Origin of the sequence: Microbacterium murale, from assembly GCF_014635185.1 — a bacterium.
Classification (GTDB): Bacteria; Actinomycetota; Actinomycetes; order Actinomycetales; family Microbacteriaceae; genus Microbacterium; species Microbacterium murale.
The window spans coordinates 68428-84426 of record NZ_BMCM01000002.1 but is presented as its reverse complement, the minus strand read 5'-3'; the positions used below and the strand labels follow the sequence as shown (position 1 = coordinate 84426).

At 67.2% G+C, this 15999-nt stretch carries 17 protein-coding genes; 8 read left to right on the top strand and 9 right to left on the bottom strand.

What is annotated here, in order from left to right; genetic code table 11:
• Nucleotides 1-45 precede the first annotated feature (45 nt).
• A complete protein-coding gene (locus IEV67_RS06885) occupies nucleotides 46-1368 on the bottom strand; it encodes a coiled-coil domain-containing protein (protein ID WP_188435863.1) in 1323 nt (440 codons plus the stop codon).
• 59 nt (nucleotides 1369-1427) lie between these two features.
• Entirely contained in the window at nucleotides 1428-2048 is a 621-nt protein-coding gene (locus tag IEV67_RS06880) for a PadR family transcriptional regulator (RefSeq protein WP_188435862.1), read from the bottom strand.
• Between the two features lie 168 nt (nucleotides 2049-2216).
• Between IEV67_RS06880 and secA the strand changes: the two genes are divergently transcribed.
• Nucleotides 2217-5030 carry a preprotein translocase subunit SecA gene (gene secA / locus IEV67_RS06875; protein WP_188435861.1) on the top strand — a complete coding sequence of 938 codons (2814 nt, stop codon included), beginning with the start codon at nucleotides 2217-2219 and terminating at the stop codon, nucleotides 5028-5030.
• Between the two features lie 65 nt (nucleotides 5031-5095).
• Nucleotides 5096-6322, top strand: coding sequence for a pyridoxal phosphate-dependent aminotransferase (locus IEV67_RS06870; RefSeq protein WP_188435860.1), 1227 nt, complete (start codon nucleotides 5096-5098; stop codon nucleotides 6320-6322).
• Here the strand turns inward: IEV67_RS06870 and IEV67_RS06865 are convergent.
• Entirely contained in the window at nucleotides 6213-7499 is a 1287-nt protein-coding gene (locus tag IEV67_RS06865; protein ID WP_188435859.1) for a CpaE/TadZ family protein, read from the bottom strand. The genes IEV67_RS06870 and IEV67_RS06865 overlap by 110 nt on opposite strands.
• Nucleotides 7496-8116 carry an SAF domain-containing protein gene (locus IEV67_RS06860; protein WP_188435858.1) on the bottom strand — a complete coding sequence of 207 codons (621 nt, stop codon included), beginning with the start codon at nucleotides 8114-8116 and terminating at the stop codon, nucleotides 7496-7498. Before IEV67_RS06860 ends, IEV67_RS06865 begins: the two co-directional genes overlap by 4 nt.
• 99 nt (nucleotides 8117-8215) lie before the next feature.
• On the opposite strand from IEV67_RS06860, the gene IEV67_RS06855 reads away from it, so the two are divergent.
• Entirely contained in the window at nucleotides 8216-8491 is a 276-nt protein-coding gene (locus IEV67_RS06855) for a helix-turn-helix domain-containing protein (RefSeq protein ID WP_188435857.1), read from the top strand.
• Between the two features lie 15 nt (nucleotides 8492-8506).
• Here IEV67_RS06855 and IEV67_RS06850 read toward each other — a convergent pair whose 3' ends face one another.
• Entirely contained in the window at nucleotides 8507-9097 is a 591-nt protein-coding gene (locus tag IEV67_RS06850) for a hypothetical protein (protein WP_188435856.1), read from the bottom strand.
• A 124-nt stretch (nucleotides 9098-9221) separates the two neighbouring features.
• On the opposite strand from IEV67_RS06850, the gene IEV67_RS06845 reads away from it, so the two are divergent.
• Together IEV67_RS06845 and IEV67_RS06840 are read left to right on the top strand one after the other, a co-directional pair.
• Entirely contained in the window at nucleotides 9222-9608 is a 387-nt protein-coding gene (locus IEV67_RS06845) for an Rv3235 family protein (protein ID WP_188435855.1), read from the top strand.
• Between the two features lie 53 nt (nucleotides 9609-9661).
• Nucleotides 9662-11146: a sensor histidine kinase gene (locus tag IEV67_RS06840; protein WP_188435854.1), complete on the top strand. Its 1485-nt coding sequence runs from the start codon at nucleotides 9662-9664 to the stop codon at nucleotides 11144-11146.
• A gap of 110 nt (nucleotides 11147-11256) precedes the next feature.
• Here IEV67_RS06840 and IEV67_RS06835 read toward each other — a convergent pair whose 3' ends face one another.
• The gene (locus IEV67_RS06835; protein ID WP_033104713.1) at nucleotides 11257-11505 is read right to left on the bottom strand and encodes a WhiB family transcriptional regulator; all 249 of its coding nucleotides are present in this window, start codon (nucleotides 11503-11505) and stop codon (nucleotides 11257-11259) included.
• Nucleotides 11506-11714: 209 nt separating this feature from the next.
• On the opposite strand from IEV67_RS06835, the gene IEV67_RS06830 reads away from it, so the two are divergent.
• Nucleotides 11715-12113 (top strand): hypothetical protein, encoded by a 399-nt coding sequence (locus tag IEV67_RS06830; RefSeq protein WP_188435853.1) that lies wholly within the window; start codon nucleotides 11715-11717, stop codon nucleotides 12111-12113.
• Between the two features lie 3 nt (nucleotides 12114-12116).
• Here IEV67_RS06830 and bcp read toward each other — a convergent pair whose 3' ends face one another.
• The 3 genes from bcp to aroA are packed head-to-tail and all read right to left on the bottom strand — an operon-like array spanning nucleotide 12117 to nucleotide 15002.
• Nucleotides 12117-12590, bottom strand: a complete 474-nt coding sequence (gene bcp / locus IEV67_RS06825; protein WP_188435852.1) for a thioredoxin-dependent thiol peroxidase — start codon at nucleotides 12588-12590, stop codon at nucleotides 12117-12119.
• A gap of 10 nt (nucleotides 12591-12600) precedes the next feature.
• On the bottom strand, nucleotides 12601-13680 hold the full coding sequence (gene rsgA, locus IEV67_RS06820) for a ribosome small subunit-dependent GTPase A (protein WP_188435851.1): 1080 nt from the start codon (nucleotides 13678-13680) through the stop codon (nucleotides 12601-12603).
• Entirely contained in the window at nucleotides 13677-15002 is a 1326-nt protein-coding gene (gene aroA, locus IEV67_RS06815) for a 3-phosphoshikimate 1-carboxyvinyltransferase (protein ID WP_188435850.1), read from the bottom strand. The genes rsgA and aroA overlap by 4 nt, the downstream gene beginning before the upstream one ends.
• 48 nt (nucleotides 15003-15050) lie before the next feature.
• On the opposite strand from aroA, the gene IEV67_RS06810 reads away from it, so the two are divergent.
• Both IEV67_RS06810 and IEV67_RS06805 read left to right on the top strand, forming a co-directional pair.
• The gene (locus tag IEV67_RS06810) at nucleotides 15051-15713 is read left to right on the top strand and encodes a sigma-70 family RNA polymerase sigma factor (protein ID WP_188435849.1); all 663 of its coding nucleotides are present in this window, start codon (nucleotides 15051-15053) and stop codon (nucleotides 15711-15713) included.
• Entirely contained in the window at nucleotides 15710-15955 is a 246-nt protein-coding gene (locus tag IEV67_RS06805; protein ID WP_033104707.1) for a zf-HC2 domain-containing protein, read from the top strand. The genes IEV67_RS06810 and IEV67_RS06805 overlap by 4 nt, the downstream gene beginning before the upstream one ends.
• Nucleotides 15956-15999 lie beyond the last annotated feature (44 nt).

Genomic DNA, 15999 nt, shown 5'->3' with positions numbered 1-15999 from the left:
AGGCCCCGGTATCCGCGGATACCGGGGCCTCCTTCATATCCGCTGTCAGTCGAAGATGCCATCCAGGATGCTGCCGATGACAAGGCCGCCCATGATGCCGCCCATGACGTCGCCGCCGCCGCCGCGGCGTCCGCCACCCCAGCCGCCGCCCCAGTCCTGCTGTTGCTGCTGCGGCCTGGCGGAGTCGATGTCGCGCTGCGCGAGCTGCAGCGCCTCGGCTGCCAGCTGAGCGACGCGACGGGACCCGGCGAGTGCCTGCTCACGCGTGTCTTCGTCGGCCATGAGCTCTGGAATGTCGATGCGCAGTCGCTCCGCCTCCGCGAAGCGGGTGCGGGCATCCGCGCCGATCCAGCCGCGATGCCCGGAGATCAGTCCGCGTGCGACGCCGAGCTGACGATCGGCATCGTCGAGGGAATGCTGCACCTGAGCGATGCTCGGCAGCGGGTTCTGAATGCGGTACTGCGCCTTGCCGATCGCGTCGTCGAGTGCGGTGTTGGCCGTGCGCAGCCGGGTCAACTCGGCGAACGGGTCGTTGCGGGATCCGGCCGGCGCCAGCGACTCCAGCGCCTTCTCCAGCTCGGCCGTCGCCTCGGACACGGCGGGCAGCTTCGGCGCCGTGCGCGCCGCGATGATGTCGCCTCGCGAGTCGGCGACGACCTCGGCGAGGGTGGATTCTGCGCGCAGCGCCTCGATCTCGAAGTCCTCGACCGCGTCGAGTAGGGCACCGACACGACGGATCGCCTCGGTTGCGGTCTCCAGAGCGAGATTCGCCTCTTCGTTCTGCCTGGCGGCGCGACGCCGCTCTGCGACGTCGGCGCCGTGCGTGGCGAAGGCGATGAGCTGCTCGGCCTCGTCGGCGCTGTTGCGGATCTGGTGCAGCGCGCTCTCGGCGTACCGAGTGGAGAGGCGCTCGATGATCTCGCGAGCCTGCGGTAGACGTGCAGACAACCTCTCGGCATCCGCACGCACCTTCTCACGCACCTGCGGTGCGCGGCGCACCTTGGCGATGGATTCGGCCAGCGCCGCGGTCTTCTCATCCAGCAGGTCTTCGGCCCAGTCGCACAGCTGCACGATCCGGGCGTTGCGCGTGCGGAGTTCCTCATCCGTGTCGGGGATCTCGTCATGGTTGAGCTGATGCAGCTGGAAAGCCTCGCGCAGGTGCGTGCGCACAGCATCCAGCGCTGCGGTCAGATCCTTCGTGAGCGACAGCCCCAGCTCCGCCTCGGCGAAGGCGAGTTCATCGCCGGCGGTGCGGATGCGCTCATCTGCCGCGACCAGTGCCTGTTCCGCCTTTCGAGCGAGATCGGCGTCCTGTGCTGCTTGCGCAGCCTCTTCTTCGCGCTTGCGCTTACCCCAGAATCCGGCCATGGATCGATCCTACTTTCCGTTCACGATGCGTGGGCTGTGCATCAGCCGACCACCCTGCGTCATCGATCCGCAGTCGCGACCTGGGCCTTGGGCCTTGACAGCGTCGGGCGCCCCTTCTTCGGATGCTCGGTCGCGAGCTCGAGACCCATGGCGTGGCGCGGATGCCGCGTCAGTCGTTGTTCGGTGTGATCGAGCCAGCGCACCTCGGCCTCGGCCGCGAAGATCATCGAATCCACGACGAGCGACCAGGCGAGCTCCTGCGGCCCGTCAGGGTCGGCGCCCGCGTACTGCGCACGCTGCAGCGACTGCATCTGCTCCAGCGATGCCGTCCGCTGCGCCTGGATGACGGCCGCGACGTCGACGCCGGGCAGCGTCGCAGCGACCGCGAGCTTGATCGCGAGCTCGTCCCTGGTCGCACCGCTGCGCACCACGGGGGAGGAGAGCCACGAGGCGACCTCGGCGGAACCGGCATCCGTGATCTGCCAGTACACGTGGCCATGCTCGTCCGTGTCGCCGCGTCCCACCAGGCCGTCGCGCTCGAGACGCTCGAGTGTGTTGTAGATCTGGCCGACATTCAGCGGCCAGGTCGAGCCGGTGCGGCGATCGAACTCGTTGCGCAGCTGGTAGCCGTAGCAGGGACCCTGATCGAGAATGGCGAGCAGGCTCTGACGTACCGACATATGACCTCCGGAAGTGATTTCTCAATATATACATACGTGGCAATGTCGACGGAATGGCCCATCCAGACGATGCAAAGGTCACCGGCCGGTAACATAGCGAGGTATGCCCGGTACTGAAGCCCGATCTGGGTGGCCGGGGTTCTGACCCACAAAAGGGAGATGACTTAAGTGGCGAATCCTCTTGAGAAGCTGCTGCGCGCGGGCGAGGGTCGCATCCTTCGACGCCTGAATCAGGTCGTGAAGGCCGTCGGCGCGCTGGAGGAGGACTTCGAGAAACTCACGGATGAGGAGCTCTCGGACGAGACCACCCAGCTGCGGGAGCGGTTCGAGAAGGGCGAGACCCTCGATCAGCTGATGCCCGAGGCCTTCGCCGCCGTCCGCGAAGCCGCCAAGCGCACGCTCGGCATGCGTGCATATGACGTGCAGCTGATGGGCGGTGCGGCCCTGCACATGGGCAACATCGCCGAGATGAAGACCGGTGAGGGAAAGACGCTCGTCGCGACGTTCCCTGCGTATCTGAATGCGATCGCCGGCAAGGGCGTTCACATCATCACGGTCAACGACTTCCTCGCCTCCTACCAGGCCGAGCTCATGGGGCGCGTGTTCCGCGCTCTCGGCATGAAGACCGGCATCATCGTCTCGGGGCAGACCCCCGCTGTCAGGCGCGAGCAGTACGCCGCAGACATCACCTACGGAACGAACAACGAGTTCGGCTTCGACTACCTGCGCGACAACATGGCCTGGCGCAAGGAGGATCTCGTCCAGCGCGAGCACTTTTACGCGATCGTCGACGAGGTCGACTCGATCCTGATCGATGAGGCGCGCACGCCGCTCATCATCTCCGGCCCGTCCTCCGGAGAGGCGAACCGCTGGTTCACCGAGTTCGCCAAGATCGCTCGTACGCTCGAGCCCGGTGAGGACTACGAGGTCGACGAGAAGAAGCGCACGATCGGTGTGCTGGAACCCGGCATCGAGAAGGTCGAGGACTACCTCGGCATCGAGAACCTCTACGAGTCGGCGAACACGCCGCTCATCTCGTTCCTGAACAACTCGATCAAGGCGCTCGCCCTGTTCAAGAAGAACACCGACTACGTCGTGATGAACGACGAGGTCATGATCGTCGACGAGCACACCGGTCGCATCCTGGTCGGTCGTCGCTACAACGAGGGCATCCACCAGGCGATCGAGGCGAAGGAGGCCGTGCCGGTCAAGGCCGAGAACCAGACCCTCGCGACCGTCACGCTGCAGAACTACTTCCGCCTGTACGACAAGCTCGCGGGCATGACCGGTACGGCCGAGACCGAGGCCGCGGAGTTCATGTCGACGTACAAGCTCGGCGTCGTGCAGATCCCCACGAACCGCCCGATGATCCGCAAGGACAACGCCGACCTCGTCTACAAGAACGAGACGGCGAAGTTCGCGCAGGTCGTCGAGGACATCGTCGAACGTCACGAGACGGGTCAGCCGGTGCTGGTCGGCACGGTCAGCGTCGAGAAGAGCGAGTACCTCTCCCGGCTGCTGGCGAAGAAGGGCATCAAGCACGAGGTCCTGAACGCGAAGAACCACGCCCGTGAGGCGGAGATCGTCGCACGTGCCGGCCGTCTCGGCGCCGTCACGGTCGCCACCAACATGGCCGGTCGTGGTACCGACATCATGCTCGGCGGCAACGCCGAGTTCCTCGCCGTGCAGGAGCTCAAGGGCAAGGGCCTCGACCCGGCCGAGACTCCGGAGGAGTACGAAGCCGCCTGGGACGAGACGTACGAGTCGATGAAGGGCGTCGTCGCCGAGGAGAGCACCAAGGTCACCGACGCCGGCGGCCTCTACGTGCTGGGCACCGAGCGTCATGAATCGCGTCGCATCGACAACCAGCTTCGTGGGCGCTCCGGCCGTCAGGGCGACCCCGGCGAGAGCCGGTTCTACCTCAGCCTCACCGACGACCTCATGCGGCTGTTCCAGTCCGGTGCTGCCGAGGCGATCCTCGCGCGCACCAACTTCCCCGACGATGTTCCGATCGAATCCGGACTCGTCTCCCGCGCCATCCGCAGCGCGCAGTCGCAGGTCGAGTCGCGAAACGCCGAGATGCGCAAGAACGTCCTCAAGTACGACGACGTCCTCAACCGTCAACGCGAGGCGATCTACGCCGACCGTCGCCACATCCTGCAGGGTGATGACATCGCGGACCGCGTGCAGCACTTCATCGAGGATGCCATCACCGGCGTCGTCACGGATCACACCGGCTCCGGACACAACGAGAGCTGGGACTTCGACGCGCTGTGGACCGAGCTGAAGACGCTGTACCCCGTCAGCGTCACGATCGACGAGGTCGTCGCCGAGGCCAGCGGCCGCAAGGGCGGCATCGACGCCGAGGGGCTGACGCGCGAGCTGCTCTCCGACGCCAGGATCGCCTACGAGACGCGCGAGAGCACGCTCGGGGAGGCCGCGACACGTGAGCTGGAACGCCGAGTCGTTCTGCAGGTGCTCGATCGTCGCTGGCGCGACCACCTCTACGAGATGGACTATCTCAAGGACGGCATCGGCCTGCGGGCGATGGCGCAGCGCGACCCGCTGATCGAGTACCAGCGCGAGGGTTTCGCGATGTTCCAGTCGATGATGGGCCAGATCAAGGAGGAGTCGGTCGGCTACCTCTACAACCTCGAGGTCGAGGTGCGGCGGGCCGGTGACTCCGAAACCACCGAGGTCGAAGCCAAGGGCCTCGCCACAGACGGCGGAGAGCAGCGGCTGGAGTACTCCGCGCCCAACGACGCCGGTGAAGTGGAAGTCCGCAACGACCGCGGTCAGGTGCAGCAGTCGGCGACGGACCGCCTTCGACAGGCCGCCGCCACAGCCGCGGCATCCGAGAGCGAAGCACCGGCCGCACCCGAACAGGGCGCGCGCGGAGCTTTCGGTCAGCGGACGGATGCTCCGGCATCCGCCCCGGGCAACCGTGAGCAGCGACGTGCGCAGGGCAAGAAGAAGAAGTGATCGACGGCTGAGCTCAGCGCCCTGAGCGGCGCTGAGCATCCGGCCCGAGCCGGTAGGCTTTCGCAATGACCCCTCCACGCCACTTCGACCAGTCGTCGAAGCTCAAGAACGTCCTGTACGAGATTCGCGGCAAAGCGCTCGTCGAGGCGGCGCGGCTGGAGGCCGAGGGCCACAACGTCCTCAAGCTCAACACGGGCAATCCGGCGATCTTCGGATTCGAGGCGCCGCATCAGATCGTGCACGACATGCTCGCGGCGCTGCCGACCTCGCACGGTTACAGCGACAGTCGGGGCATCATCTCCGCGCGTCGCGCCGTGGTGAGCCGGTACGAGCAGATCGAGGGCTTCCCGTCGTTCGGACCTGAGGACGTGTATCTCGGAAACGGCGTCTCCGAGCTCATCACGATGACGATGCAGGCGCTGCTCGACCAGGGCGACGAAGTGCTGATCCCTGCCCCGGATTACCCGCTGTGGACCGCGATGACGAGCCTCGCCGGCGGAACTCCGGTGCACTACATCTGCGACGAGCTCAGTGGCTGGGAACCGGATCTGGAAGACATCCGCTCCAAGGTCACACCCGCCACCAAGGCGATCGTCATCATCAACCCGAACAACCCCACCGGTGCCGTCTACTCGCGATCGGTACTGGAAGGCCTCGTTCAGATCGCCCGCGAGAACGAACTGCTGATCCTGTCGGACGAGATCTACGACCGGATCCTGTTCGACGATGCCGTGCACATCCCCACCGCCACGCTCGCCCCCGATCTGCTGTGCCTGACGTTCAACGGTCTGTCCAAGACGTACCGGGTGGCAGGGTTCCGTTCCGGCTGGTTGGTGATCACAGGGCCGCAGGAGCATGCCAAAGGGTTCCTCGAGGGCATCACGCTGCTCGCATCGACCCGCCTCTGCCCGAATGTTCCCGCACAGCACGCGGTGCAGGCCGCGCTCAGCGGCGTGCAGTCCATCGACGGTCTGATCTCATCCAGCGGCCGGCTGCACGAACAGCGCGATGTCGCCTGGGAAGGTCTGGAGTCGATCCCCGGAGTCTCATGCGTGAAGCCGCTCGGTGCGCTGTACGCCTTCCCGCGGCTGGACCCGAACGTGCACGAGATCCGTGACGACGGCAAGTTCGTCTACGATCTGCTCGTCGCCGAACACATCCTGCTCGTGCAGGGAACCGGTTTCAACTGGCCCACTCCCGATCACTTCCGAGTGGTGACGCTGCCCGAGCCCCGCGTGCTGGGCGAAGCCATCGAGCGACTGGGGAACTTCCTCGCCGACTACCGGCAGTGACCTTCGACCCGGTCGTCCGGACCGGCTCGAGCGTCTCGGCGAGACGCCGTATCGCCGCCACGAGCGCGGAGCGGGGAGTGATGTCCGCCATCGGCCGCGCATGCAGAAGGGCGGCGTCCGCCGCGCGCTGATCGAGGGGCAGGAAGGAGACGTCGGTGATGCCGGCGAACCGTTCCAGTGCGCCCCGGATCTGACCACGCGCGTCGATTCCCAGCGGACCGGGTCGCACCTGGTTCGCGACGACGGCGACGCGCGCGGTGGGCCCGATGAGTCTGCGCAGTTCGGCATGATCACGAAGGAATCGCGACACCGACAGCGGGTCGGCTGCGGTGACGGCCACCACGACATCCGCTTCCCGCAGCACGGTGGTGGTGGCGGCATTGCGTCTGGGACCGGCGAGGTCGTCGGTGATCTCCTCGTCGGCGTCGAAGGCCGCTGACACGTCGACGATCGTGACGTCCGCCCACTCCCGGCACACCTGAAGCGTTGTGCGCAGTCGTCCGGCAGCGAGTTCGGGCCAGCGGGAGGGACGATTGAGTCCGCCGAGGACCTCCAGGCTTCCGGCGCTCGTCTCGACTCGCGTGGCGAGGCGGCCGAGCTCTGCGGCATCGAGGCCGCCGAGCTCCGCACGCCGACAGGCCGCTGCGATCCCTGGGGCATCGTCGCCGAGTCCGAGCAGCAGGGCGAGCGACGGTGCGACCGTGTCCGCGTCGACGAGTGCACAGGACCGGCCTGATCGCATCATCTCCACGGCCAGCTGGATCGCGACGGTGGAGCGCCCCGGCGCGCCCTGCGCACCCCACACCGCGATCACTCGTCGGCTCGCTGGCGTCTCAGGCGGCGCGGTGACCGGGACCTCGTCGGAGAGGGCGTCTGCGATCAGCCACGCGTCGGCATCCTCAGGGAGCGCTTCTGGGAGCCCGTAGCGGCTGAGCAGACGCGAGTCGCCCGTTCCCAGAGTGATGATGCGCACCCCGCTCCGGTCGCAGGCTTCCACCAGCTCGCTCGTCAGCGCCGATCGGGTGGCCGGCAGGATCACGGCATCCGACTCGCTCAGCAGCGAGACAGTGAGCTCGGCAGGCGGAAGGATGCCGATGACCCGGATGCCGTCGCGTTCGAGATCCGAGCCGATGGCTGATGCCCTCGGCTCGTCGAGAGCGATCAGGACCGAGGTCATGAGGCGTGTCCCAGCGGCACCACTGACAGGGCAGCACCACCGGTGATCGCAGCGAGGACGTCGGCCACATCGGATCGATCGATCACGATCTCGAGCATCGCGGTGCGCTGCGCGAGCATCCCATCGGTCTCGGGGATCGAGGCGACGACGACATCGGCGACGAGGATGCGCGGCGGGTCGAACTCGTCGGTCTCCGCCACCAGCGGTGCGTACCAGAGCTCGACGGGCGTTCCGACCGCGACGCTCTCGGGTATGCCGACGCTGCTCTCGATCACGATGCTCGTCGTGCGGCTGGACTGCGCATCGGCGGCTGCCGTGGCCGGCAACAGTTCTCCGGCCGAGAGCGTTCGCGACGCGATCATGCCCGGTTCGAGATCCTGAGGGGCGAGGTATCCGTCGACGACGGTGCCGAGGCTCACCTCTACGACGCGGAAGTCGTCGGAGACGAGGGCCTCGCCCTGCGCTATCGTCCGATCGGCCTGCAGCACCGGCGTCGTCTGGCGCGCAGACGACACGATCAACCAGACACCGACGATGGAGAGGATCACCAGGGCGATGCCGATCAGAAAACGGATGTCACCCCAGAAGGCACGCCGTGCGCGTGGTTGGGTCGTCATGCACATATCGTCACAGAATCGCCCGGGTGGAGTCGAAAGTTATCCACAAGGTGGCTCCGCGTGGGCATATGAGCATCCAGGACGCGAGACAATGAAGTCATGGCCGATTCGCCCGCATCAGCTCCTCGCTTCCTCGCGCCTGCGCAGGTCGCCGAGCTCCTCGCGATCGACGTCGACGAAGTCGTGGCACTCGTGATCAGCGGCAGACTGCGTGGTGCGCAGCTCGGCACACCCGCGCGCTGGCGGGTGGCAGAGGACAGCATCGCCGAGTACCTGGCAGAGCAGACCGAAGAAGCACGGCGCATGGCGCTGTGGCGTCAGGCCGATGCCGCGAGCTTCCCAGAGGTCTGGGGCACGCAGCGCCCCACGCGCTGACCGGCCCCGCTTCCTTCAGAACACCGCGCCGTCCATTCGCGCCGACACCAGCGCGTCGAACGGGACGATGCGGAACGCCCGCACGGCGTCGGCGCGTCGTGCCTGGCCTGCGTCGTGGACGGCGAGATCGAGATGGTCGGCGCCCGCGCGGTCCACGGTCCCGTGCAGACGTTCGCCGTCGCGCAACGCGACGTGCAACGGCGTGCGCCGTCGGGCGAGGTCTCGCATCAGGAAACCCAGCGTCATCCGCCCCCGCAGCTCATCGGTCGGAAGCACTGCGTCCTCCAGCGTCGCCAGCAGCGCGCCATGCGTGGTCTCGACACCGGTGATCGCGCTGAGCGGCACGATCAGAGCGCCGCCGACGTCGGAGGGCTGGGCGGCGATCCAATCCGCCCCGACGACGCGCACGCGCACGGATCGGCGTTCCCCGTCGGCCAGTCGCAGACCGACCAGCGCGGCATCGTGCTCGAATCTGCGCAGGCGTGTGCGCAGGCCGAGTCTCGCGATGCGCAGCCGCTCCGACTCCGCATCGAGCACAGCGCGCTCGGCCTCCCATTCGGCGGCCAGCTGACCTTCGAGGTCTTCGAACAGACGATCCCAGTGCACGCGAACGAGCGTAGGGGAGAGCATGCGGATGCCGCGGGAGTTATCCACAACTTGCGTTTCGGGTCTGGCGCGAGGGTTGCAGGACGTGGTCTACTGGCACGCATCGAGACCGAAAGTGAATACGATGACGCTTCACGAGTACTTCGCCCCGCAGCCGACTCCGGGAGCAGATCTGCCGAATCCGACGCAACTGCTGCGGAGCCTCACACAGGGAGTGCTCGAGGTGTTCGCCGGCGTTCGAGAGATCGACCAGCTCGCACGCTGGTTCAGCGAAGAGGCGTTTCGAAGACTCGGCGCGAGAGCGAACCTCTCCGCACGGGCGCGCAGCGCACGTGGAGTCCCTCCCGTCAGACCGGTGTTCGAAGTGCTCTCCATCCGAGAGACGGTGCCAGCCGACGGCGTGGTGGAGGCTGTCGTCGTGGTTGCGGGGCCAGGGCGCACGCGGGCCGTGGCCATCCGGCTGGAAGGTCTTGACCGGCGCTGGCGCGCCACATCGTTCGCCGTGCTCTGAGCTGCCGGTCGCCGTGCTCTGAGTGGCCGGGCGCGCGCCATTAGGCTTGTGTGGTGTCCACCCTCAGTGATCTCGTCCATGCCCAGGGCTGCTTGAACGACAATGATGTCGAATGGCTCCATCGACTCGCGAGCGACGGGCAGTTGCTCGCCGACCTCGCCTCTGCCGACATCGTGATCTGGGTCGCCACGAACGACGGATCGTTCGTCGCGGTCGCCCACGCGCGTCCGAGCGGAGCCGCAACCCTGTTCTACCGCGACATCGTCGGGGAGGGTGTCAGGCAGCAGTGGCGCACCCAGGTGCGGGGTGCCTTCGACTCCGGCCAGATCGTCGATTCCTCTTCGCCCGACTGGTTCGAGGAGACGCCCACGCGGCTTCGCGCCGTGCCGATCGTTCGCGAGCGCGGCAAGGACGGCAACCGGCCGCCGGTGATCGGCGTGCTCACGCGGCACAGCAACCTGGGCGAGACCCGCACACCGTCACGGCAGCAGATCACGTTCGACGAATGCGCCGACGACCTCTTCCGGATGATCTCGTCGAGCGAGTTCCCCGATCCGACCGCCCCCACATCGCCGCGGCGGGGCGCTCCCCGCGCGTCGGACGGCCTCATCCGCATCGATGTCGACGGGATCACCACGTTCGCGAGCCCCAATGCTCTCTCGGCGTTCAACCGGATGGGCTTCGATGACGAGCTCGAGGGGGAGTCGCTTGCCGAGGTGACCACGCGCATCCTGCCCTCGACCAGACAGGTCGACGAGTCTCTCCCCGTCGTCGTCACCGGACGTGCGCCATGGCGCACCGACATCGAGGCGCGCGGCGTGACCGTCTCCCTGCGTGCCATCCCGCTGAAGGATCACGGCACCCGTGTGGGCGCGATCATCCTGTGCCGCGATGTGAGCGAGCTGCGCCACCAGGAGCAGGAGCTGATCACCAAGGACGCGACGATCCGCGAGATCCACCACCGCGTCAAGAACAATCTGCAGACCGTGGCCTCGCTGCTGCGCATCCAGGCGCGCCGCACGCATTCGGATGAAGCGCGTGACGCGCTCACGCAGGCGATGAGGCGGGTGGATGCCATCGCCGTCGTGCACGACACACTGGCGCAGGGACTGACGCAGACCGTCGACTTCGATGAGGTCTTCCACCGGGTGCTCAAACTCGTCGCCGAGGTCGCCGCCGCACCCAACACGCGTGCTCGCACCATGTCGACCGGACATTTCGGCGTCCTGCCCAGCGAGTACGCCACGCCTCTCGCACTGGCCCTCACCGAGGTCGTCACGAACGCCGTCGAGCACGGCCTCGCCGGCAAGGAGGGCATGGTGACGATCGACGCCGTTCGCACCGACGAGAAGCTGCACGTGTCGGTCCACGACACCGGTCACGGCCTCCCGGAGGGGCGGATCGGTCAGGGCCTCGGCACGCAGATCATCCGCACGCTCATCCAGGGAGAGCTGGGCGGCAGCATCGAGTGGCGCGGTGCCGACGGCGAGGGCACGGACGTGCTGATCGACATCCCGATGCGCTGGTTGAAGCATTGAGTTGACCCGGGTCTCGTCCGCGAAGCGGATCTGACGCGGGTCAACTCAAGGTTGAGCGGGGCACTCGAAGCAGCCAGGGTCGAAACCCAGGCCGCCTGGTACCTCTCGACTCAGGAGGCGCGGCGGGCGCGCGCAGCGCGGCGCTTGAGGGCGCGGCGCTCGTCTTCGGAGAGACCGCCCCACACTCCGGAGTCCTGGCTCGTCTCCAGTGCGTACTGCAGGCAGACCTCGGTCACCGTGCAGGTGGCGCAGACGGTTTTCGCCTTCTCGATCTGATCGACGGCCGGCCCGGTGTTCCCCACGGGGAAGAACAGCTCAGGGTCGACAGTCAGGCAGGCGGCTTTGTCGCGCCAGTCCATGGGGGCTCCTCGGTGTGGATTCTCGTGAGCGGTCGCAGGGCGATGGCTCGGTGATGGGCGGCGAAATCGGGGTGTCGTCGACCCGTAGTGATGCGAGCGGTTGCTCGCCCCACGCCGCTGTGGGAGCACATGACTGTTAACATTGTGTTACAGCTCGGGCCCGAAATCAAGGATTTTGTGCCTACAAATCTGATTTCCCAGGAGACACTTTGCGTTCACCCCGTCTGGCGGCCGCCGCCGCAGCAGTGCTCGCGCTCGAGGGAGCGGCGCTCACCGTCGTCGCCCTGGTCGAACTCTTCGGACTCGGCGCCGGAGACGCCGCATCGCTTCCCACTGCGATCGCGCTCATCGTGCTCACGCTGATCGGCGCAGGCGCCCTGTTCGCATTCGCGGTCGGCACCCTCCGAGGACGCACATGGGCCCGCTCCGGCGGCGTCGTGCTCCAGGTGCTCGCTGCAGCGCTCGCACTGGCGTCGCTGACCGTTCAGCCGGTGCTGTGGACGTTCGTGCTCGGGGTCGGATTGCCGGCGGTCGTGGGATTCGTGCTGCTCATCGCGAGCGCGCGCAGCGAGAGCATCGAACCGGTGGACGATTCGGCGGACGACTGACGCTCAGGCGTCGACGCCGAGCATCCTGCGCAGCCGTGCGACGTGGCCGGTGGCCTTGACGTTGTACAGCGCCTGCGTGATCGTGCCGTCCTCGTCGAGCACGAAGGTCGAGCGGATCACTCCCTCGATGACCTTGCCGTAGTTCATCTTCTCGCCCCACACGCCGTAGGCGGAGTGCACCGCATGGTCTGGATCGCTCAGGAGGGTGAAGGTGAGGCCGTCGCGATCGCGGAACTCCTTCAGCTTCGAAGGCTCGTCGCGCGAGATGCCGACGACGCGGTAACCGGCGCCCTGCAGGGACGCGATGCTGTCCCTGAAGTCACACGCCTGGGTCGTGCAGCCGGGCGTCATCGCCGCAGGGTAGAAGTAGAGGATCGTCTTCTGGCCGCGGAGGTCGGCCAGGGAGAGCGTCGCACCGTCCTGATCGAGGAGGGTGAAGTCGGGGGCAGAGGTACCGGATTCGAGGCGCACAGTCACGCCCTCCAGCCTACCGAGGCGATGACCCGGAACTGGCCTCTGCCTTGTCGGCGAACGTCTGCAGAAGACGCTGCAGCGAGTCCAGGCGCGAGAGGGTCGCCGGACTGAGTTCGCCGCGCTCGGCGGCCTCGATCAACGCGCAGTCGGGCGCATCGGTCAGGTGGGTGCATCCTCGAGGGCAGTTCTCGGCGATCTCGGCGAGCTCGGTGAACGACGCGAGGATGTTCGCCGGGTCGACATGTCCCAGGCCGAAGGAGCGCACGCCCGGCGTGTCGATCACCCATCCGGTGCCCCCGGGACTCACGTAGCGCAGCGAGACCGTCGATGAGGAGGTGTGGCGTCCACGGCCCGTCACCTGGTTCACATGTCCCGTCGCGCGTCCGGCGGACGGGACGAGCGCGTTCACGAGAGTCGACTTGCCGACGCCGGAGTGGCCGACGAACACGGTCGAGTGCCCGATCAGCGCCGCGCCGATCTCGTCAGTCGGCATCTCCTCCTGTGCGCTCGTGAACACACGCAGGTCGAGTCCGTCGAAGTGCGACAGGAACTGCGCAGGGTCGGCGAGATCGGTCTTGGTGACGACGAGGAGCGGACGGACGCCGGCATCCAGCGCCGCCACGAGGTATCGATCGACCAGGCGGGCACGCGGCTCAGGATCGGCAGCGGCGACGACGATCAGCATCTGATCGGCGTTGGCCACGATCACGCGCTCCACCTGGTCGGTGTCGTCGGCGCTGCGACGCAGGAGCGACGAGCGCTCGACGATCCCCACGATGCGCGCCAGGGTGCCCTCATCGCCCGATGTGTCGCCCACCACGCGTGCCTGATCGCCGGTGACGACGGGCATGCGCCGCAGCTCCCTGGCTCGCGTGGTGGTGATCGTGCGCTCGTCATCGGTGCCCTCATCGAGCATCACGCTGTAGCGTCCACGGTCGACACCGAGCACTCGACCGATCTGCGCGTCGTCGTGGGCAGGACGGCGTTTGGTGCGCGGACGGTTCGCCTTGGGATTGGGCCGCATCCGGATGCTGCTCTCGTCGAAGTCCTCGAAGTCGCCGTCGAGGTCGTCGTCAGGGTCGAGCCAGCTCACGCGGAGGTGCCTCCCAGCATCCGTTCCCAGAGTTGCGTGAACTCCGGAAGGGTCTTCGCCGTCGTGCCGATGTCGTCGATCTGAACGTCGGGCACGCGCAGTCCGACCAGAGCGCCCGTCGTCGCGATGCGGTGGTCGTGGTGAGAGGACCAGATTCCGCCGTGCAGCGGCCGCGGGATGATCCGCAGGCCGTCCGACAGTTCCTCCACCTCGCCGCCCAGCGCGGTGAGGTTGCCGATCAGCGCCGCGATGCGGTCGGTCTCGTGCATGCGGATGTGTCCGATCCCGCGGATCGTCGTCGGGCCGTCCGCGAAAGCAGCGAGTCCGACGATGGTGGGGGACAGCTCGCTGGCCGCGGAGAGGTCGAGATCGAGGCCGCGGATGCCGTCGCCGGCGCGCACGGTCATCGTGCCGCTGTGGCGGCCGACGTGCGCACCCATCGCCTGCAGGATGTCGGGCAGCAGCGCACCGGGCTGAGTGGAATGCAGCGGCCAGCCGGTGACCGAGACCTCACCGCCGGTCACCATCGCCGCGGCGAGGAACGGAGCCGCATTGGAGAGATCCGGCTCGATCGCGATCTCCTTCGCCCGCGGGACGCCCGCCTCGACGAGCCATTCCCCGGCGGCGGGACGCTCGATGCGGATGCCGCGGCGGCTCAGGGACTCGATGGTCATGTCGATGTGCGGAAGGCTCGGCAGGTGCTCGCCGGTGTGCACGAGGTGCAGGCCGACATCGAATCGAGGAGCGGCCAGCAGCAGGCCGGAGACGAACTGACTCGATGCGGAGGCGTCGATCTCGATCCGACCCCCGCGGATGCGGCCATGACCGCGAATGGTGAACGGGAGAGACCAGGTGCCTTCGTCGTCGATATCGACTCCGAGGTCGCGAAGTGCGGTGATCATCGCGCCCATGGGGCGGTGCAGCGCGGTCTCATGCGCGGTGAGATGGACGTCCTCGCCGGCGAGGCCGGCGATCGGCGCGATGAAGCGCATGACGGTGCCCGCCTGGCCGCAGTCGACCGTGCCGCCGCCGCGCAGATGCCCTGGGGTCACGAGCAGATCCGGCCCGAACTCGCCTTCGCCCTCGATCTCCTCGATGCTGACGCCCAGCGAGCGCAGCGCGTCGACCATGCGCCGGGAGTCGTCCGAATGCAGCGGCGCAGTCAGGCGACCGGGGCCGTCTGCGATCGCGGCGATGATCAGTTCGCGGTTGGTGAGCGACTTCGACCCCGGAATGGTCAGCGTCGAGTGCGCAGCACCGGCGGCTACGGGCGCACTGTAGGCGCCCCTGGCAGGGGAGGTGGAATACCGAGTGTCGCTCATCGGTTCCACCTTAGTGAACGGCGGGGCACGCGCCGAGAAGGAGAACGTATGCTCGCAACGCTGGAAAGCGGGATCACGGACATCACCGGCCTAGACTGGCCCGTGATGGATGACATGGCACCCGCCGACACGGTCGGCGACGCTCGGCGCGAGTTCGAGGAACAGGCGATCCCCTTCATGGATCAGCTGTATGCGGCGGCTATGCGCATGACGCGCAACCCCGCCGACGCCGCTGACCTGGTGCAGGAGACCTTCGTGAAGGCCTTCGCGTCGTGGGCCTCTTTCACACAGGGCACCAATCTGAAGGCCTGGCTGTACCGCATTCTCACGAACACGTACATCAACATCTATCGCAAGAAGCAGCGCGAGCCGTTCCAGGGCACGATCGACGAGCTCGAGGACTGGCAGATGGGCGGTGCGGAATCGACCACCGCGTCGCACAGCCGTTCGGCTGAGGCTGAGGCGATCGATCGCATGCCGGCATCCGTCGTGAAGGATGCCCTGCAGGAGGTCCCGGAGGACTTCCGACTGGCGGTGTACCTGGCTGACGTGGAGGGATTCGCGTACCAGGAGATCGCCGACATCATGAAGACCCCCATCGGCACCGTGATGAGCCGCCTGCACCGTGGCAGGCGAATGCTGCGCGAGTTGCTGTCCGATTATGCCGCTGAGCGAGGAATCGCCGCGGCTGGTACGAGGAGCAAGAAATGAGCGACTGCGGCTGCGACAAGGCCCGTCAGGATCTGGAGGAGTACCTCCGCAACGAGGTGTGCAAGACTGAGCACACCCAGATCCGCGAGCACATCGAGAACTGCCCGTCCTGCCAGGGCGAGGCTCTCGTCGCCAGCACCCTCACCGAGGTCGTGGCGCGTGCATGCAAGGAGACGGCTCCGGAGGAGCTGCGCGATCTGGTGCTCGCCAAGCTGCGCGCCGCGCAGGTCGCCGCGCACTGAGTCCTCGCTCTGACGCGGAGTCGGCGGCTGCCTTTAGGGTGGAG